This is a genomic window from Marinobacter sp., assembly GCF_041595835.1.
In the GTDB taxonomy this organism is placed as follows: Bacteria; Pseudomonadota; Gammaproteobacteria; order Pseudomonadales; family Oleiphilaceae; genus Marinobacter.
The window spans coordinates 1-18,902 of sequence record NZ_JBFHJO010000050.1 but is presented as its reverse complement, the minus strand read 5'-3'; the positions used below and the strand labels follow the sequence as shown (position 1 = coordinate 18,902).

15 protein-coding genes are annotated in these 18,902 nt (G+C 52.7%); 4 read left to right on the top strand and 11 right to left on the bottom strand.

Annotated elements, in window-relative coordinates; translation table 11 throughout:
• The 9 genes from ABYA77_RS12905 to ABYA77_RS12865 all read right to left on the bottom strand — a co-directional run.
• The coding region (locus ABYA77_RS12905) for a DUF4105 domain-containing protein (RefSeq protein ID WP_372966381.1) at positions 1–1,326 on the bottom strand (1,326 nt) is incomplete at its 3' end.
• A gap of 82 nt (positions 1,327–1,408) precedes the next feature.
• Positions 1,409–1,876 carry a DUF3015 domain-containing protein gene (locus ABYA77_RS12900; protein WP_372966380.1) on the bottom strand — a complete coding sequence of 156 codons (468 nt, stop codon included), beginning with the start codon at positions 1,874–1,876 and terminating at the stop codon, positions 1,409–1,411.
• Positions 1,877–2,079: 203 nt separating this feature from the next.
• The gene (locus ABYA77_RS12895; protein WP_372966379.1) at positions 2,080–2,388 is read right to left on the bottom strand and encodes a TRL-like family protein; all 309 of its coding nucleotides are present in this window, start codon (positions 2,386–2,388) and stop codon (positions 2,080–2,082) included.
• Positions 2,389–2,550: 162 nt separating this feature from the next.
• Positions 2,551–3,252: an ABC transporter ATP-binding protein gene (locus tag ABYA77_RS12890; protein WP_372966378.1), complete on the bottom strand. Its 702-nt coding sequence runs from the start codon at positions 3,250–3,252 to the stop codon at positions 2,551–2,553.
• A gap of 9 nt (positions 3,253–3,261) precedes the next feature.
• Positions 3,262–4,017 (bottom strand): high-affinity branched-chain amino acid ABC transporter ATP-binding protein LivG, encoded by a 756-nt coding sequence (livG, locus tag ABYA77_RS12885; protein ID WP_372966377.1) that lies wholly within the window; start codon positions 4,015–4,017, stop codon positions 3,262–3,264.
• Positions 4,018–4,022: 5 nt separating this feature from the next.
• On the bottom strand, positions 4,023–5,294 hold the full coding sequence (locus tag ABYA77_RS12880) for a high-affinity branched-chain amino acid ABC transporter permease LivM (RefSeq protein WP_372966376.1): 1,272 nt from the start codon (positions 5,292–5,294) through the stop codon (positions 4,023–4,025).
• Complete coding sequence (gene livH / locus ABYA77_RS12875) at positions 5,294–6,217, bottom strand: high-affinity branched-chain amino acid ABC transporter permease LivH (protein WP_372966375.1); 924 nt, start codon at positions 6,215–6,217, stop codon at positions 5,294–5,296. Before livH ends, ABYA77_RS12880 begins: the two co-directional genes overlap by 1 nt.
• Before the next feature lie 95 nt (positions 6,218–6,312).
• Positions 6,313–7,425 carry a branched-chain amino acid ABC transporter substrate-binding protein gene (locus ABYA77_RS12870; RefSeq protein WP_372966374.1) on the bottom strand — a complete coding sequence of 371 codons (1,113 nt, stop codon included), beginning with the start codon at positions 7,423–7,425 and terminating at the stop codon, positions 6,313–6,315.
• 161 nt (positions 7,426–7,586) lie between these two features.
• The gene (locus tag ABYA77_RS12865; RefSeq protein WP_372966373.1) at positions 7,587–8,498 is read right to left on the bottom strand and encodes a tetratricopeptide repeat protein; all 912 of its coding nucleotides are present in this window, start codon (positions 8,496–8,498) and stop codon (positions 7,587–7,589) included.
• A gap of 212 nt (positions 8,499–8,710) precedes the next feature.
• Between ABYA77_RS12865 and ABYA77_RS12860 the strand changes: the two genes are divergently transcribed.
• On the top strand, positions 8,711–9,205 hold the full coding sequence (locus ABYA77_RS12860; RefSeq protein WP_372966372.1) for a MarR family winged helix-turn-helix transcriptional regulator: 495 nt from the start codon (positions 8,711–8,713) through the stop codon (positions 9,203–9,205).
• Positions 9,206–9,264: 59 nt separating this feature from the next.
• Here the strand turns inward: ABYA77_RS12860 and lon are convergent, their stop codons facing one another.
• The gene (gene lon / locus ABYA77_RS12855; protein WP_372966371.1) at positions 9,265–11,715 is read right to left on the bottom strand and encodes an endopeptidase La; all 2,451 of its coding nucleotides are present in this window, start codon (positions 11,713–11,715) and stop codon (positions 9,265–9,267) included.
• A gap of 133 nt (positions 11,716–11,848) precedes the next feature.
• Between lon and trxA the strand changes: the two genes are divergently transcribed.
• Positions 11,849–12,712: a thioredoxin gene (gene trxA / locus ABYA77_RS12850; RefSeq protein WP_372966370.1), complete on the top strand. Its 864-nt coding sequence runs from the start codon at positions 11,849–11,851 to the stop codon at positions 12,710–12,712.
• A gap of 70 nt (positions 12,713–12,782) precedes the next feature.
• Here the strand turns inward: trxA and ABYA77_RS12845 are convergent, their stop codons facing one another.
• Positions 12,783–14,147, bottom strand: a complete 1,365-nt coding sequence (locus ABYA77_RS12845) for a KamA family radical SAM protein (protein ID WP_372966369.1) — start codon at positions 14,145–14,147, stop codon at positions 12,783–12,785.
• A 675-nt stretch (positions 14,148–14,822) separates the two neighbouring features.
• On the opposite strand from ABYA77_RS12845, the gene aceE reads away from it, so the two are divergent.
• Positions 14,823–17,486, top strand: coding sequence for a pyruvate dehydrogenase (acetyl-transferring), homodimeric type (aceE, locus tag ABYA77_RS12840; RefSeq protein WP_372966368.1), 2,664 nt, complete (start codon positions 14,823–14,825; stop codon positions 17,484–17,486).
• A 10-nt stretch (positions 17,487–17,496) separates the two neighbouring features.
• The coding region (locus tag ABYA77_RS12835; protein ID WP_372966367.1) for a 2-oxo acid dehydrogenase subunit E2 at positions 17,497–18,902 on the top strand (1,406 nt) is incomplete at its 3' end.

Below are 18,902 nucleotides of genomic sequence, written 5' to 3'. Positions count from 1 at the left end.
GGTGCGGTAACCTTCTGGCGGGTCTGCAATGTCGTGATAGGCGGGGCGGATGGCCAGTTGGGTGAACTCTTTATGTGCCAGCTGGCCTGAGCTCAAACTAAGTCGGAAGGTGTCGTGGCCTTGATCATCCCGTACGATGGGGGTCGGTACTGCCGGAATGGGTTGGGCGTTTTGAATGCTGCTGCGAACAACCAGTAATTGGTGAGACAAAGGAGCTGCAAACTCTCGGGGCCAGGCATCGGCTTCGCTTTGGTAGCGGAGGTAATCGTAGGTGGTATCGAGTAAGCGGGCTTTGTCTCCATTGTTTAGTGCCTTCACCTCGGGGGCATCCAGCTTCAGGTAGCCGTTGGCAATGGCAGCCGCAATGGTTTGATGCTCTGCAGGAAGGGCGTTGAGGTTGTGGCTGACCGCGGTGGCAGCGGAAGGGCGGTAATGAATGCTCTCGATCAGCTTCTTGTCTCGCACCCAGCGTACGGTGTCCGATGGAATTGCGTGAGTACTTACTTCCTCTAGAAGAGCTGTACCGGGGCGCGCCACATCAATGAGGGCGAGCAGACGGTAGGCGCAATTTTCGTCAAAAAAGTAGTAGTCGAAGTTTTTGTCTTGAATTTCCCAGGTGTGAGCCAGCATGGTATCGACTTCTTGTTGGCTCAGGTTCAGTGTGTATTCCCACAAGTCCCGGTGTTCGATGTCGTTGTACAGGCGGATCATTTCGTAATAGGGCTTGATGGCTGTGACGCCGGGGTAGCCACCGAAAATACCGCGATAGGCAAACAGCAATTCACTGTCATGCTGAGCTGCGTCTGCCGCGTAGGAAATCGTATGGGCCAGCAACAGGTCGGTTTCGTCGTCTTGGGGCGGGTCGAGTCTCAGAAAGGTATGCCCGAACATCGACGATGGGCTGTTCAGGTAGGAGGCAGCAAAAACCAGAGTGACTTTTTCGGTGTTCAGGGTGCCGGCCCATTCGTCGTAGTCTGGGCAGTTGATCGGTTCGCTTGGAAGATCGAGTTGTTCTCTTAACCAGGCATCGCGGGCAGGGAAGCGGCAGCGCGCGTGGTCGTTGCCTTCACCGGGCAGTTGAATGGCTTCTAGTGTTGCCGTCAGTTCAGCCTCGGGGGAAGTCTTACCTTTTTCGCTCAGGAAGAAAGCAGGGTCATCTGCCTGGCTGGCGTAACCTGAGCCGAATGTGCTTTGGTGATAATGGCCAAGTGTGAGCCAAACGGGATGTTGGTGCAGATTCTCAGGTGTTGAAGCAAAGGCTGAGAGGGTCGCCAAGGTGCCAGCAAGCCATAATGCCGCCTGCCCAGTGCGCATGAGGTAGCCCATGGGTGTTTGGTGTATCCGGTATGAGTTGGGAAAATGATAGTGCGCCATCCATAGCGCAGGTTCAATCCCTTGGGGCCTGGTATTAAGCCGCTACGTACTTGCTTAGAGATTCATTCTGCTCAAGCAGTGTAACGATTGCGTCTACCGCTTCGCCAGAAGTGGTTTCTGAATCAGGGAAAATGGCAGCAAAGTTGTCCTGAAGTACCTGTCGGAAATTTGCACGGTCAGCTTCTTCTACGCCTAGCAGCACAGCCAGGGTGTCCAGGTTTTCACCCGCACCGCGAGACATGTCTCGGGCAACTTTGTCGATATTGCTGTCCATGTACATAGCCATGGATTGAACTGATTGGTTGGTAGAGCAGCCTAAAGTGCCGGTTGTCATACCAAACGTCTGGTTACCGAAGGTTCCATTGGTGGTAGCCGCCAGCACGTGTGGAGCTATGCCAGATTGACCCTTCCAGATCATGGCGCCAACACCACAGCCGGGTTGAGCATAGGCTGCAGATTGAAGACCTAGTAACAAGATACCCGCTACGGCAATTTTCTTCATTTTGAGCTCCAGATTTTCGGCTTCTTATATTTCAACATGCCCCTATGCTTTTCAAAAGCTTGAGGCCCTGATTGGTGCAATACTGACGTTAATATTGCGCCAGATTCTTAGGAAGTTTAGTTGAAAACCTGAAGTTTGCTAATTTGCGGGGATGGAATGCAAAAACCGGAGCGCGAGGCTCCGGTTTTTCGACTTCAGGGAACTTAGTTACCGTGAACGGTTAACTCGTAGTTACCAATGATGCCGAGGATGTTGTTTGCTTTCCAGTCCATGTGAGTAACAGAGGTGATGCCGCCATCAGCTTTAGCGGCTTCAATGCTGCAGTCACCTTGAGCGATCAGGCTCAGGATGCTTTGGCACTTAGCTGTACCAACTTTTGTTCCTTTCGCATTTGCAGTCGCGCCAACAGGCAACTGCACGTCGGTGAACAGGCCACCAACCGGCACTGAAGTAGCACAACCAGTGAGGGTCAAGGATGCTGCAAGTACTGCTGTTGATACGATCTTTTTCAAAATTCCAATCCTTTTGAGATAGTTATAAGATTCAAGCGGAGCTGAAAACCCCGGCAAGATAGTAAACTATCCTTAATAATTTTTGAATGCTACTGGATGAGCTGCAAAAAACGGGGGCCCCTTCAAGCGGCTATCGCCTGATTGAAGGGGGATGGTTGCGTCTCAGCCCCCGAGATAGGCTTCACGCACTTCGGGGTTCTCTAACAGGTTTTTGCCCGTATCGTGCAGGCGGATACGCCCGGTTTCAAGCACATAGCCCCTGTCTGCCAGGTTCAGTGCCTGGTGAGCGTTCTGCTCGACCAGAAACACGGTTATGCCTTCCTCTCGCAAGTGGCCAATGATCTGGAAGATCTGTTGGATGATAATTGGGGCTAGCCCCAGAGAAGGCTCATCCAGAATGATCATCCGTGGCTTACTCATCAGGGCCCGGCCGATGGCCAGCATTTGCTGCTCACCACCAGACATGGTGCCGGCCCGCTGACTTTCCCGTTCTTTTAGCCTGGGGAAGAGTTCATAAACGTGGTCCTGGCTTTTGCGAATCTCAGCCTTGGTGTTGAAAAATCCGCCCATGTGCAGGTTTTCTTCCACGGTCAGGCCAGAGAATACTCTGCGACCTTCCGGGACGATGGCGATACCGGAGCGCATGATGTTGGACGTGGCATCGTTGGTGATGTCTTTGCCCTCCAGAATAATGCGCCCGGAGCTGGCTTGCGGGTTGCCGCATACCGTCATCAAAAGGGTTGTTTTTCCGGCTCCATTGGCACCGATTAACGAAACGATTTCACCCTTGTTGACCTCAACCGAGACACCGTGCAATGCTTCGATTTTGCCGTAGTGGGTATGAACGTTTTCCAGTACTAGCATGTTTCTTCCTCAGGCCTCGCCCAGATAAGCTTTGATCACGTCGTCATTCTGGCGGACCTCTGCCGGCGTACCGCTGGCCAGGGGGCGCCCTTGGTTGATGACGGTTATCCGGTCGGAGATGTCCATGACCAGGCTCATGTCGTGCTCGATCAGCAATACAGAAACGTTGTAGTCCTCTTTCAGACTGACAATCAGCTGATTGAGATCGTTGGTTTCTGCCGGGTTGAGACCTGCCGCCGGTTCATCCAGCATGAGCAACTTGGGTTCGGTGACCATGCAGCGGGCAATCTCCAGTCGCCGTTGCTGGCCGTAGGCCAGGTTGCCGGCGTCCCTGTTGGCAAGATCCAGCAAGCCGACTCGCTCCAGCCAGTACGCTGCCCTGTCCAGAGACCTTTGTTCGCGGGCTCGATAATTGGGCGTTTTGAACAAGCCTGCGATCAGATTGGTATTCATGTGTCGGTGTTGAGCCACCAGGAGGTTTTCGACCACCGACATCTGATTGAACAGGCGGACGTGCTGAAAGGTGCGCACCATGCCAAGGCGGGAGATTTTATAATCCGGTTTTCCCTGAACTTCCTGGCCTTCAAATAAGATCTTGCCGCCAGTGGGAATATAGAATCCGCTGACGCAGTTAAATACAGTGGTTTTTCCGGCCCCGTTAGGCCCGATCACCGAGACAATTTCACGGTCCTTCACGTTTAGGTTTACGCCGTCGACTGCGAGCAGTCCGCCGAAACGCATGGACAGATTTTGTACATCCAGCATGCCTGTCACTCCTGCCGTTTCAGTTCAATTGGGAGCCGGCGCATAGGCATCAGGCCCTGCGGTCGCCATACCATCATCAGTACCATTGAGGCACCGAAAACCAGCATGCGGTAATCCGAAAACTCCCTGGCCAGTTCCGGCAAAATGGTGACGGCTATAGCAGCGAGAATAACGCCAATCTGGGAGCCCATGCCGCCAAGAACAACAATGGCCAGAATGATGGCGGATTCCAGGAATACAAACGATTCAGGGCTGATAAACCCCTGTTTGGACGCAAAGACAGTGCCGGCGAATCCAGCGAAGAACGCCCCTATAGTGAAGGCTGAAAGTTTTACGGTAGTGCGGTTCATACCTAACGAACGCGCAGCAATCTCATCTTCCCTAAGGGCTTCCCAGGCGCGCCCGACAGGCATACGCATCAGGCGGCGGATCACCAGAGCTGTAAATACGGCAAGTACCAGAGCGATCAGGTACAGAAAAATGACTTTATGTTCGCCGCTGTAGGCGATGTTGAACGTTTCATGGAAAGAGGTGTTGCCCTCTTCTTTGACTCTGCGCCCGAACTCCATGCCAAAAAGTGTGGGTTCAGGGATGCCGCCAATACCATTGGGGCCGCCGGTTACCGCCGTCCAGTTATTCAGCAGAATACGGATAATCTCACCGAAGCCCAGTGTCACGATGGCCAGATAATCACCCCGTAACCTCAATACCGGGAACCCGAGAACCATGCCAAACGTTGCGGCCAGCAGAGCGCCGATGGGCAATGCCATCCAGAAGGTGAAACCAAAATATTGATACAACAGAGCGAAGGTATATGCGCCAACCGCATAGAACGCTACGTAGCCCAGATCCAGCAAGCCAGCAAGACCGACAACCACGTTCAGACCCAGTGCCAGCATAACGTATATGAGTACCAGCGTTGCTAAGTCAACAGCGCCTCTTGAGACAACGAACGGCCAGAACAGAGCCAGCACGATAATGGCGGTTAGCACCCAGCCTTCCAGCTTCGCCCGTTTTGCATGAGGCATAGGTTCGCGGTTGCTGAACGCGTTGAGCTTTGGAAGTTTGCCCAGGCCTCCGAGGATGTTGTCCCGGAAAAGCTGGAAGAGAAATACCGCCACGGCTGCCATCAGTATGACGATGACCGTTCCCGTGGTTGCCCCTTCAAGGCCGATCCAGGTGCCTTGAGATACAAGGTTCAGCCCCAGAATGGGGTAGGCGATAATGACTGTGACAATCGCACAGAACAATGCGTGTTTCAGGTTGTGTGTTGCCATTAGATCTTCTCAACCTCCGGTTTGCCAAGCAGGCCGGTGGGTTTGAATAGCAGGATCAGGATGAGCAGGCTGAATGAAACGACGTCTTTATATTCGCCGCTCAGGTAGCCAGAGGTCATGCTTTCTGATACCCCGAGAATCAGGCCCCCGAGCATGGCTCCGGGAATGCTGCCAATGCCACCCAGTACCGCCGCGGTAAAGGCTTTCAATCCAGCAATGAACCCGAAGAGAGGGTCAATGGAGCCGTAATACATGCCCAGTAGCAAGCCCGCCACCGCTGCCAGGGATGCCCCGATGATAAAGGTGGCCGATATGATGCGGTTGGTATCGATGCCTAACAGGTTAGCCATGCCCAAATCTTGGGACACCGCTCGGCAGGCTCGGCCAGTCCGGGAACGTGATATGAACAGAGAGAGTATCGTCATGCAGATAAGCGTGGTGATGAAAATAGTGATCTGCATGTAGGAAAGCGACAGTTGGAAGTTGTCAGAATCACCAAAGCGAAAGCCGCCGTCGATCAAAGCAGGAAAGCCGATGTTGCGTGATCCTTGTGCCAAATGGACGTAGTTTTGCAGGAAAATCGACATGCCTATGGCAGAGATCAGTGGGATGAGCCGGTGTCGCCCGCGAACAGGGCGGTAAGCAACCCTTTCAACGGCCCAGCCCATCGAGCTGGAAACGATAATCGCGCAAATCAGCGCGACAATCAAAATGAGGGGTAACCAGGTAATGCCAAGCGTGGCGAGGCCGGTAATGGCAATGAGTGCTGTGTAGGCCCCGATCATATAAATTTCGCCGTGGGCGAAGTTGATCATGCCAATAATGCCGTAAACCATCGTATAGCCGATGGCTATCAAGGCGTAGGTGCTTCCGATTGTTAGCCCGTTAATGAGCTGCTGAAAGAAATATAGGAGGTCTTGCATGCTAGGGGAACTCCGAATGCTTATAGCCAGAAAACACCCTCCCCCGGATCACGGAAGGAAGGTGTTTTTATTCATGCCTCAATAGAGGGGTTGGCTCATTTTGCCGGAGTCTTGCTGCCGTCAGAGTGCCATTCGTAAACAACAAAGTCGAAGGATTTCAGATCTCCGGCCTGGTCGTATTGAACGGTACCGATCGGTGTCTCGAAGCTGTTTGCACGCAGAGCTTTGGCAACATCGAATGGGTCTTTGGAGTCCGCCAGCTTAATACCTTCAGCAATCAGCTGAACAGCGGTGTAGGCAGGAAGAACGAACGGGCCAGAGGGGTCTTCTCCTCTGTCTTTAAAGGCTTTGACCAGTTCCTGGTTTTCTTCGTTTTCGTCGAAGGCTGGCGGTAAGGTTACCAACAGGCCTTCGGCGGCGTCACCCGCGATGGTGTTGATATCATTGTTGCCGACACCTTCAGGCCCCATGAACTTGGCGGTAACGTCGGTTTGGCGTGCCTGGCGCAGGATCAGGCCCAGTTCGGGGTGATAACCGCCAAAGTAAACATAGTCTACATCGGCTTGTTTGATCTTGGTGACCAGTGATGAAAAGTCTTTATCGCCGGCAGTAATACCTTCGAACATGGCTATTTCAACGCCCGCATCTTCCAGCGTGTCACGAACTGCGGTGGCGATACCTTCACCGTATTGCTGCTTGTCGTGTACAACGGCAACGCGCTTGGGCTTCTGGCTTGCGATATAGTTGCCTGCTACAGGGCCTTGCATGCTGTCCAGACCGATGGTACGGAAAATCAGTTCGTATCCGCGTGCTGTGATTTCCGGGCTGGTGGCAGCCGGAGTGATCATCAGAATGCCTTCGTCTTCATAAATGTCAGATGCCGGCTGGGTGGAGCTGGAGCACAGATGCCCGACAACAAACTGCACGCCTTCGTTGACCAAGCGGTTGGCGACGGTAACGGCCTGTTTGGGGTCACACACATCGTCCACTTCTACGGCAACCAGCTTTTCGCCATTGACGCCGCCTGCGGCGTTAATTTTATCGATGGCCATACGGGCACCAGAAAACTGCATGTCGCCATACTGGGCAACGGGGCCAGTCATCGGGCCAGCAATGCCAACTTTGATGTCTGCTGCAGCTTGGCCGGCAGCCATCATGGCAACGGAGGCGCTTACAGCGGTAACGAGTTTTTTGACGGAAATTTTCATCGTGTTTTTCCTGTTTATGTCAGGGTTATTCTTATGTTCACAGAGAGTCAAGAAACACCACAGCCCTTCGCTTGTCAAGGGAATGGGTCTTTTGTTGCTACGGATCACAGGGTTGCTACCAATGTTTAGGGTAAGCAACAGTTGTGCCTGGCTCCGGGGTTTTATGTGTCTGCGTTGTCGTCCTCATCAACAAAAACCAGATTTTTAAAATTCTCGTGGTCGTGAAGCTGCTCAAAGCTTGGGTCCACTGAGGCATCGTCCCGGTATGCTTTGGAGATTTCAATGGCTTTCTTCAGTGTGCTTACCGCATCGTCCCAGCGGCCAATCTCCGCAAAGGCGCAGGCTAACTGGTAGTGGGCGTGCCCGTTGTCTGGTGCGAGCTTAAGTGCTCTATGGCATAAGCTGATTGCCCAGAGGGGCTCTTGAATTTCAAGCACGGCATCGGCTTTATAGCTCAGGGCTTCAACATCGTCAGGTCGCAGGTCGAGAATCTGGTCGTAAGCATAAATTTTATTCTGATGAGAAGTTTCCTGGCTTGCTTTAAGCCAGAGCGCATGCACCTCGTTGGTGCGCTCAATCTCGGCCTGGTTCTGGTGAATAATCTCTGATTTCTGCTGTAGTTGCTCTTCAATGGCTTTTAATCGTTTTTCGTATTCCACCACCAGTTCGTTCACCCGTTTTTCCGCCAAACCCGTGAGCTGATGACGCATATCGCGAATGGAGTTCCATCCGATAACGACAAGAATGGAGGTGGCACCTGCAATAAGGTAGAAGAAGTAGGTCACCGTATCGGCGGCGTAAGACATGGATTTATCGGCCACAGACAATTCTTTTTCTACGACCTTCTCAATAAGTTCAGCGCGGGTGTCCTGCATATCCTGGCGAAGTGCCTTGGTTTCGTCGAGCAGGTAGAGTTCTACGAACGGGGTATACATCGGCTTTCCCAGTGCTTTAATACTTTCTTCCACATCTTCGGGTGTCAGGTTTTTATCAGGGCCTGACTCCTGTTCCTGAGCATATAGCTTTCCCGTGAGTGTCAGAGCGAGGATAAAAGCGAGGTAATACCTGATCATAAGCGGTTTCCGCTTTATTGATGAATGTAAGGGCAGAGGGCGACCTTAGCATAGTGGTTGTCGGAAATAATGCCGCATGGGTTGCGGTTGGACTTTGGGTTAAATGTGACGAGCATAAATGGCTCATGCCAGGTAAAATTGAGCACTTGCATCTGCAGGTTTAAAGGCCTCTAATTGTTAGAGGTATAAATAAATGGCTTTGGAGTCAGGTTTTGGATAGTTACGAGCAGGTGTTGGTGGCGCTTCGGCGAGTTATACGGGCAACAGATTTGCATTCCAAGCGGTTGAGTAAACACGCAGGGCTTACCGGGCCACAGTTGCTGATTATGCGTACGATCAGGGATTTGGGTGAAGTAACCATCGGCACGATAGCCGATAATGTCAGTCTTAGCCAAGCTACTGTGACGACCATTCTTGATCGTCTTGAACTCCGCAAACTGGTTTATCGTGTGCGTAGCACTAAAGATAAGCGCAAAGTCCACGCACACCTGACGGAAGAGGGTGCGGATCTTTTAGCTAAAGCACCCAATCCCCTGCAAGAAGACTTTATTGAAAAGTTCCAGAACCTGGCGGAGTGGGAGCAGACAATGATTCTGTCTTCGCTTCAGCGGGTGGCTCACATGATGGATGCTGATGATATTGATGCCTCGCCGGTTCTGACTGTGGGTTCTGTATTGAAGGATGATGGCTGGAAGGAGAAACTCTGAAGTTGGCTCCGGGCGAGGTCTGCCCATGCGAGGACAGACCTGTTCGCCGAACTGGCAAGTTAGTGCACGCTGGAATCTCTCCGCGGCTTATTACCAAAGCAAACCTGAAACACATCGCTGTAGTTTTTGGCAAAGTTCACGGTGATCCCTTCTTTCAGGTATTCTGGTAGCTCCTCATAATCCCCTCGGTTGGCTTCCGGCAAGATCAGGTTGTTGATCTTTTGTCTTCGCGCAGCAATGACCTTTTCACGGATACCTCCAACTGGCAGTACTTGCCCTGTCAGCGTCAATTCGCCCGTCATGGCCAGATTTTGCTGTGGTGCTTCCCTGCGGGCAATGGAAAGCAGGGCTGTGGCCATGGTCACTCCAGCGCTGGGGCCATCTTTGGGGGTGGCGCCTTCCGGCACGTGCAGGTGCACAAAGGATTCGTCGAAGAAGGTGGGGTCGCCTTTAAACCGTTTCAGGTTGGAAGACACATAGCTATAAGCAATCTCAGCCGATTCCCGCATCACATCTCCGAGTTGTCCTGTTAGCTTGAATCCCCGGTGGTTGGTGTGGATGCGCGATGCTTCGATGCTCAGAGTGGCACCTCCCATGGCTGTCCAGGCCAGGCCGGTGACAACACCAGTGCCCTTCAGAGATTTTTCTTTCCGGAAAACGGGTTGCCCCAGATAGCTGATGAGATCGCTCACGCCGACTTTCACGGGCTCGTTCGGGGTTTCCAGCAATTTCACGATGCCTTTGCGGATGATCTTGTGCAACAGCTTTTCCAGGTTACGGACGCCGGCTTCCCGGGCATAACCTTCAATTACCTGACGAATAGCTGCGTCGGTCATGTTCAGCTGCTTCTTCAGCAAGCCGGCACGCTTGAGCAGGCGGGGTAGCAGGTGATACTTGGCAATTGCCAGTTTTTCTTCGCTGATGTAACCCGATAAGCGGATGATGTCCATTCTGTCCAGTAGTGGGCGTGGAATAGTGTCCAGCTGGTTGGCGGTACAAATGAATAGCACCTTGGACAGATCCATGCGCACGTCCAGATAGTGATCCAGAAACTCTTTGTTCTGCTCCGGATCGAGGGTTTCCAGCAGAGCAGAGGCCGGGTCGCCCTGATACGAAGAGCCGATCTTGTCGATTTCATCCAGCATGATCACCGGGTTGGCTACTTTTGTGTCTTTCAGAGCCTGCACAAACTTGCCCGGCATGGCTCCGATGTAGGTTCGGCGGTGACCTTTGATTTCGGCTTCATCGCGCATGCCGCCTACACTGAATCGGTAGAATTTACGGCCCAGGGCATCTGCTACCGAGTGGCCTATAGACGTTTTGCCGACGCCTGGGGGGCCAACCAGAAGAAGTATGGAGCCACTGACTTCTCCTTTGAATGAGCCCTCGGCCAGGAACTCTACGATGCGGTCTTTGACATCGTCCAGGCCATCGTGATCGCGATCTAGTATCTTGCGGGCTTCGCCCAGGTCAAAGTGATCCTCTGAGTATTCACCCCAGGGAACCTGAGTGAGCCAGTCCAGATAGTTCCGGGTGACGCCATACTCGGGGGACCCCTGTTCCAGTATCTGCAGTTTCTGGATTTCTTCGTTGAAGCGTTCTTGCACAGCTTCTGGAGGGTTCAGTTTTGCCATTCGCGCCTCAAAGCGCTCAGCGTCAGCAGTTTTGTCGTCTTTGGCGATGCCCAGTTCCCGCTGGATGACTTTCAGCTGTTCGCGCAGGAAGAATTCACGCTGGTGTTTTTGCACCTTCTCGTTGACTTCTTCATTGATTTCGGACTGCAGGCGGGCTACCTCCAGCTCTTTGCGCATGAGTAGCAGCACTTTTTCCATGCGGCGAAGCAGCGGCACGGTGTCCAGCACATCCTGCAGTTCCCGGCCCGGGGCGCTGGTCATGGAGGCACCGAAGTCGGCCAGCGGTGAGCTATCATCCGGGCCAAAGCGAGACAGATATTGTTTTACGTCTTCGCCATACAGTGGGTTGGTGCGCAGAAGCTCTTTGATGGCACCGATGATGGCGAGCGTGTAAGCCTTAAGCTCATCGGCTGGCTCTTCTGGCTCTTCAGGATATTCTACCTCCACCAGATATGGCGGGCGGCGACGTAGCCACTGAACAATCCTGAAGCGGTGCAGGCCCTGAGCAATGAACTGTACTTTGCCATTTTCGCGTTGTGCCTGGTGAACGCGGACGGCACAGCCCATCACTTCCAGCTCGTCGCTGGCAGGAATGTTCGACTCCGCTTCAGGGTCTTCAACGAAGCAAATGCCGAGCGTTTTGTGATCGGTCTCTGCCACCCGTGCCAGTGTTTCCTGCCAAGGGTCTTCGTTAACCATCACAGGTTGAACCTGTGCAGGAAAGAACGGCCGGTTTGTTACTGGCAGCACATACATTCGTTGTGGCCGAGCCTGTTGTGGCAGTGCGAGGGCTTTGCTGTTTTCCTCTCTCCCAATGTACTCGGTGGCGTCTTCTTCAAATTCTTCCAAGGTGTCTTTATGGTTCTCGTCGTTCATACCGTTCGCTCTAATGGCGTGAGTGGTTAGTATCTTATGTAACGGCAATGGTGGTTTTTTCAAGCTGGCTTGATTTTTAATTAACTGGCCCCCATACCAAAGCCATCAAACGTCTTTTTAACCGGGTATTTCTATGACAGCTTCACCCTATATCTTCGATGCCACGATGGACAACTTTCCGAAGGAGGTTATGGAAGCCTCCGCTAAAACTCCGATACTCGTGGATGTGTGGGCAGATTGGTGTGCACCGTGCAAGCAACTGATGCCGATACTGGAAAAGCTGGCGGACGAATACCAAGGCAACTTCTTGCTGGCTAAGGTGAATGCTGATGAGCAGCAAGAGCTGACGTCTTCGTTGGGCGTGCGCAGTCTGCCGACGGTGATTCTGGTGAAAGATGGTCAGGCCGTAGACGGTTTTAACGGTGCCCAGCCGGAAAGTGACATCCGTAAAGTGCTGGAAAAACATGTGGAACCCCCCGCAGAAGACCCGTACGAAAAAGCCCGCACGCTTTGGGAAGCTGGTGATCTGGAGGGGGCGCTGACTATTCTGACGGAAATGAATCAGAAGGATCCGGAAAACCTGAACGTGCTGATCGATCTGGCTCAACTAAAGGTCGAGCTGGGCGACGTGGAAACGGCTGAGCAAGTTTTCGAAAGCCTGCCTCCGGAAGAAAAATTGCAGCCCAAAGCAAAACAGCTGGCTGCCCGGATCAAGTTCCAGAAGCAGTCCAGTGAACTGCCGGCCATTGAAGGTCTGGAACAGACTCTGGCAGCCAATCCCAAAGATCCGGAGGCTCTGTATCAGCTGGCATTGCATAAAGTGCTACGAGAGGAAAACGCAGAGGCTATGGCTTTGCTGATACGGCTAATGCAGGCGGACAGCACCTACAAGGATGGCGTGGCTAAGACGACGCTGGTGGAATTATTTGAGAAGCTGGGTAATAACGATGCGGATGTGCGGGCGTATAGGCGGAAGCTGTATACGTTGATGCATTAAATCTGAAAGGGCATGAAAAAGTCCGATGGAGCAATCCATCGGACTTTTTCATTCAATGTTGTTAGCCGTCTTAACCGTTCCCTTTTTTCATTTTTTCAAACTCATCTTCAAAGAAGAACTTCTCTTCCCCAAAAGCCGGTTCCAGTTCATGCAGCCAGGTAGCTGTTTCGCTGTATTTGGCGAAGAACGGACGCTGTACCCAATCCGGATTGCGGCCTTGCAGGAAGCGCAAAACGAAAACTTTTTCGCCTTTGATCTCGGTAACGCCTTGAATCTCAACCTTGCCAGGGCCAGCGCTCATGCTCGGGCCTCGGGCCGTGCGGGCCAGGCCGGAGACCTTTTTCATGGCTTCGCGATAGATGTTGTAGGCTTCGGCCAGCGGTACTTCAAAGTAGTTTTTGGCACCGGTGTCCCGCTCTACAAACATGTAGTAGGGGATGATGCCGAGCTTTACTTCTTTTTTCCATAGCTTGGCCCAGGCGTCAGCGTCGTCGTTCACGTGCCTGATCAGTGGGCCTTGTGCGCGAATTTCAGCGCCGGTGGCGCGAATGCGGCGAATGGCTTCTTCTGCAATGTCTGTGGTGATTTCCTGCCAATGATTGTAGTGCGCCATGATCGCGACGTGCTTGCCAGCTTCTACGAGCCTGGCGAACAGATCGATGAGTTCATCTGCATCTTTGTCTGTAACGAAACGGTAGGGCCAGAAGGTGAGGGCCTTGGTGCCGATGCGGATGGTCTGGACGTGCTCGAACTCAGGCTGCAGCAGCGGCTCCAGATACTGGGCGAGACTCTTGGTTTTCATAACCATTGGGTCGCCACCCGTCACCAGCAGATCGGTTACTTCGGTGTGTTCCTGCAGATAGCCGTGTAGTTTTTCGGCTTCGGTACTGGACATCTTCAGGTCTTTGTCGCCGACAAACTGTGCCCAGCGGAAGCAGAATGTGCAGTACGAGTGGCAGGTCTGGCCTTGGGCTGGGAAAAACAGCACGGTTTCACGGTATTTGTGCTGAACGCCGTCCAGCACTTCACCGTCCAGCTCCGGCATGTTCATTTCCATCTGGCCGGCCGGGTGAGGGTTCAGGTCATCCCGGATCTGCTTGGCTGCGTCTTGAATTGCTTTCTTGTCAGCGCCATCGCGGTGCAGTTGCGCCATCTGTTCGTAATGTTCGTCTTTCAGCATGCCCTTCTGAGGGAATACGAGCTGATAGATAGGGTCGTTCGGAACGTTATCCCAGTTGATCAGTTCGTTGATCACGTATTCGTTGACCCGGAATGGCAGAACACTTGCGACCACTTTCATTTCAAACAGGGTGTCTTCAGGCAGGCCCTGAATGGCTTCAATTTTGTCGAGCTGGCGGTCAGTAAATACCTTAAACCGGCGTTCTTCGAATTCCTGCACCGGGATACGGTTCGGAAAGGTGACGATGGAGTTCATAGATCGCCCTCTGTTGGGAGCTAAAAAAATAGAAGAAGGCTGATGTGCCTTCCTTGTTGGCTAAAAAACGGGCAGAGAAGTATACAGAATTACGGGATTATTTTCAGGTCTAATTAATAATTGGTCGGTGCTTTGATGGCGGGCTATCTCCAGATAAGGCTGAATTCAGGGGTTTCCGTGACGACGTTCTGGTCGCTGAGGAGCTGATTCGCCAGAAGAGTATTTAGCCAGGCGAAGGTTTTTTGGGGAGGATGAAATAGACAGAGTGAGACATTGGTCGGGGTTGTGTTGTTTTAGCTGAAGGAATTAGACATTATTACGTAACTAAAGCAAACAAGTGTTGCTTCGGGGTTTTTTAATGCCTGAATTTTCAGGTTTTTGGATTTTTTTGTAGTAAAAGTACGAAATTTTACGTAGCTGAGGTTTTGTGTGTCACAGACGACCCGTGTTTTCGGGTGGGGGCGGTGAGAGGTGCTGTCACTGGCCTGGCCTCAGCAGGAAAAATATGAAAGCTGTTCTATGCTTGGGGGAGGTCATGAGTGTGGCTCTGAATTTCTCGCAAGTTGATATATCCACATAAAGCTGCAGGTTATTGCTAGTTTTCGACTGCGCTCCGTGAGTGGCTGCTGATCGTGGCCCGCGTTGCGTTGATTGACATCAAAGGGAGAAGGTTAGATGTACGAGGATGATGATCCCATTGAGACCAGAGAGTGGCTGGATGCGCTGGAGTCTCTGATCGAGAATGAAGGCGTAGACAGAGTCAAATACATTCTGGAACGCCTTTCCGAGCGCGCCAGTCGTGATGGCACTGAGCTGCCATATTCTATTACCACCCCATTCCGCAACACCATTCCGGCTTTGCAGGAGTCACGCATGCCGGGTGATTTGTTCATGGAGCGCCGTATCCGCTCCCTGATCCGTTGGAATGCCATGGCCATGGTAGTGCGAGCAAACAAGCGCCCTGGTGACCTTGGTGGTCATATTTCTACTTTCTCTTCTGCCGCGACATTGTATGACGTGGGCTTTAACTATTTCTTCCATGGTGGCGATGAAAAGAGAGAATCGGACTTGGTGTACTTCCAGGGCCATGCAGCGCCGGGTATCTATGCCCGTTCTTTCCTGGAAGGCCGATTTACTGAGGCTCAGTTGGATAAATACCGGGAAGAAACGGATGGTGATGGTCTGTCTTCCTATCCTCATCCCTGGCTAATGCCGGATTACTGGCAATTTCCTACGGTTTCCATGGGCCTGGGGCCGATACAGGCCATTTATCAGGCCCACGTGATGAAGTATCTGCACAGCCGTGAATTAATAGAAATGGACGGCCGCAAAGTTTGGGGCTTCCTGGGTGACGGTGAGTGTGATGAGCCGGAAACGCTCGGTAGCATCTCCAAGGCCGGCCGTGAAAAGCTGGATAATCTGATCTTTGTCGTTAACTGCAACCTCCAGCGTCTGGATGGGCCGGTTCGAGGGAATGGCAAAATTGTTCAGGAGCTGGAAGGCGTGTTCCGCGGCGCCGGCTGGAACGTCATTAAAGTCATTTGGGGCCGCATGTGGGACCCGCTGTTCGAGAAAGATGAAAATGGCGTTATGCAACGGGCCATGGATGAGATCTGCGACGGCGACCTGCAGAACTACGTGTTCAAGGGCCCGGCATACACCCGCAAAGAATTCTTTGGCAAATATCCAGAGTTGGCCAAGTTGGCAGAGGATCTGTCGGACGACGATATTGCCAAGCTGAATCGCGGCGGCCACGATCCATACAAAGTGTATGCGGCCTACCACAAAGCCGTGAATATGAATAATGGCAAACCGACGGTTATTCTGGCGCATACCATTAAAGGTTATGGCTTTGGTGCTGCAGGTGAGGCCCAGAATACGGCTCACTCCTTGAAAAAACTGGACCTTGAGACTCTGAAGGAGTTTCGTGACCGCTTTGGTGTGCCGCTTAAAGATGAAGAGCTGGAAGATGTGCCTTACTACCGTCCTGCACCAGACAGCCCTGAGCTGGTGTATATGAATAAAAGGCGGCAAGATCTGGGCGGTTTCTATCCCAAGCGCAATAAAGATTGCCAGCCATTACAAATTCCTGACCTTGATATCTTCAAACAGGTACTGGAAGGATCTGGCGACCGTGGTATTTCCACCACCATGGCCTTCGTACGCATTCTCGGGGCACTGGTAAAAGACAAGCGTATCGGCAAGCGTGTTGTGCCGATTGTGCCAGATGAAGCCCGTACCTTTGGTATGGAAGGCATGTTCCGTCAGCTAGGTATTTATACCTCTGAAGGGCAGAAGTATGTGCCTCAGGATCGTGATCAGATCATGTATTACCGTGAAGCAAAACAGGGGCAGATTCTGCAGGAGGGCATCAACGAAGCGGGTGCCATGGCAACCTGGATGGCTGCGGCTACATCCTACAGCACTAACAGCTTTCCGTTGATTCCGTTCTATGTGTTCTACTCCATGTTTGGTTTTCAGCGCATTGGCGATCTGGCCTGGGCGTCCGGCGACATGCAGGCTCGCGGCTTCCTGATTGGCGGTACTGCGGGCCGGACCACTCTGAATGGCGAAGGGTTGCAGCACCAGGATGGTCACAGTCATGTTCTGGCCAATACCATCCCGAACTGTAAAGCTTATGATCCGGCGTACGGTTACGAGATGGCGGTGGTGATTCACCATGGTATGAAGGAAATGTTCGAAGACAATCACAACGTCTTCTATTACCTCACCGTAGAAAACGAAAACTATGTTCAGCCCGCTATGCCGGAAGGCTGTGAAGACGGCATTATCAAGGGCATGTATTTGTTTGAATCTGTTGAAGTTAAAGGCGGGCAGAAGGCTCTGAGGGTTCAGTTGATGGGCGCTGGCGCGATTCTGAATGAGGTGCGCGAGGCTGCTCAGATGCTGAAAGACGACTGGGGCATAGCGTCTGACGTATGGAGCGTGACGAGTTATAACGAATTGGCTCGGGATGGTCAGCATGTAGAGCGTTGGAACTCAATGCACCCTGATGACAAACCAAGGCAGGCCTACGTCACCAAGTGCCTGGAGAAACAGCAGGGGCCGGTGGTGTCTTCTACGGACTATATTAAGCTGCACTCCGAGCAATTACGGGCTTATATTCCGGCAACCTATATGACCTTGGGTACGGATGGCTTCGGTCGCAGTGATACCCGCGAAAAGCTTCGTAACTTCTTTGAGGTGGATCGTTATTACGTCACTGTTGCTGCTTTGTCGGCCCTGGCGAAGGATGGAGAAATCGAGCAAGAACAGGTTCTGGAAGCGATGCGCAAATACGGTATCGACCGCAACAAACCGAACCCGGTGCTGAGCTAAGGAGACCGCCATGAGTGAACAGGAAATCAAGGTTCCCGATCTCGGCGGTGCTGATGAAGTCGAGATTATCGAAATCATCGCCAGTGAGGGAGATACCGTACAGGAAGAAGATCCGATTCTGACGGTAGAGACAGATAAAGCGACCGTTGAGTTGCCCGCCCCGGCTGCCGGGAAGATCACCAAAATCACCGCTAAAGTGGGCGATAAGGTGAAAGAAGGCGATGTGGTTGGACTATTCGTTGCCAGTGATACGGATAACCCGAGTAATACAGAGGCAGAGGTGGCTGCAAGTGAGGCTGAGGCGGCACCGGAAGCCAAGCCTGAAGGCCGCAAGCCTGCGCCGAAAAAATCATCTGGCGGGGCTCGAACAGAGATTGTTAAAGTGCCGTCTCTGGATGGTATGGAAGATATCCCTGTGATCGAGGTCAATGTATCCGAGGGTGATACCGTTGGTGAGGATGATGCGCTGGTGACGGTGGAGTCTGACAAGGCTACCATGGAAATACCGTCCCCTTTTGCCGGTAAGATTGGCAAGATCATGGTGCAGGTCGGCGACAAACTGTCTGAAGGTGACGACTTGCTGGAAATGGTTGTCGAAGACGGCAGTGATGCTTCCGAAGAGTCTTCCGGTGATGAAGTGCGGGAAGCCTATAGCCAGAACAGCAAACCCGACAGTAAACCCGGTAAGCAGGGTTTAACACCTCAGGCCCTGAGTTCAGCTTACGAGCCGCCTGCACCGGGCACTAAGGTGCACGCTGGCCCTGCGGTACGTAAGTTAGCCCGTGAGTTGGGTGCTGACCTTGCCCGTATAAAGGGCTCTGGTCCGAAAGGCCGTATTCTCAAGGACGATGTCCAGGATTATATAAAAGCTCAGTTGCAGCAGGCCCAGCAAGGCTCTTCTGTTGGTATTGGTGCAGGTATTCCGGGTGTGAAGTTGCCGGACTTCAGTCAGTTTGGTGACATCGAGCGTGAAAGTATGTCCCGCATCATGTTCGCTACGGCGAATAATATGCAGCGTAGCTGGCTGAATGTACCCCACGTGACCCAGTTTGATGATGCTGATATCACCGAGATGGAAGCCTTCCGCAAGGCCCAGAAAGCGGCCGGCGAAAAGCGTGGCGTGAAAATGACACCGCTGCCGTTCCTGCTCAAGGCCTGTGCCGCTGCCTTGGCGGAATTGCCTCAGTTCAACGTGTCCCTGGACATGGAACGCAAGGAAGTCGTGCGCAAGAAGTACATCCACATCGGTATTGCGGTGGATACGCCACACGGCCTGATGGTGCCGGTGATCCGGGATGTTGACCAGAAGGGCTTGTGGGAACTGGCGGCGGAAAGTGCCGAGCTGGCACAGAAAGCCCGGGACAAACAGTTGAAGCCGGCAGAAATGCAGGGGGCTTGCTTTACCATCACCAGCCT

Bases quoted from the DNA above. Each gene is read 5' to 3' on its own strand.
- ABYA77_RS12900 (WP_372966380.1), bottom strand. From the start codon at position 1,876: ATGAAGAAAATTGCCGTAGCGGGTATCTTGTTACTAGGTCTTCAATCT.
- ABYA77_RS12890 (WP_372966378.1), bottom strand. From the start codon at position 3,252: ATGCTAGTACTGGAAAACGTTCATACCCACTACGGCAAAATCGAAGCA.
- livG (WP_372966377.1), bottom strand. From the start codon at position 4,017: ATGCTGGATGTACAAAATCTGTCCATGCGTTTCGGCGGACTGCTCGCA.
- ABYA77_RS12880 (WP_372966376.1), bottom strand. From the start codon at position 5,294: ATGGCAACACACAACCTGAAACACGCATTGTTCTGTGCGATTGTCACA.
- livH (WP_372966375.1), bottom strand. From the start codon at position 6,217: ATGCAAGACCTCCTATATTTCTTTCAGCAGCTCATTAACGGGCTAACA.
- ABYA77_RS12870 (WP_372966374.1), bottom strand. From the start codon at position 7,425: ATGAAAATTTCCGTCAAAAAACTCGTTACCGCTGTAAGCGCCTCCGTT.
- ABYA77_RS12865 (WP_372966373.1), bottom strand. From the start codon at position 8,498: ATGATCAGGTATTACCTCGCTTTTATCCTCGCTCTGACACTCACGGGA.
- lon (WP_372966371.1), bottom strand. From the start codon at position 11,715: ATGAACGACGAGAACCATAAAGACACCTTGGAAGAATTTGAAGAAGAC.
- trxA (WP_372966370.1), top strand. From the start codon at position 11,849: ATGACAGCTTCACCCTATATCTTCGATGCCACGATGGACAACTTTCCG.
- ABYA77_RS12845 (WP_372966369.1), bottom strand. From the start codon at position 14,147: ATGAACTCCATCGTCACCTTTCCGAACCGTATCCCGGTGCAGGAATTC.
- aceE (WP_372966368.1), top strand. From the start codon at position 14,823: ATGTACGAGGATGATGATCCCATTGAGACCAGAGAGTGGCTGGATGCG.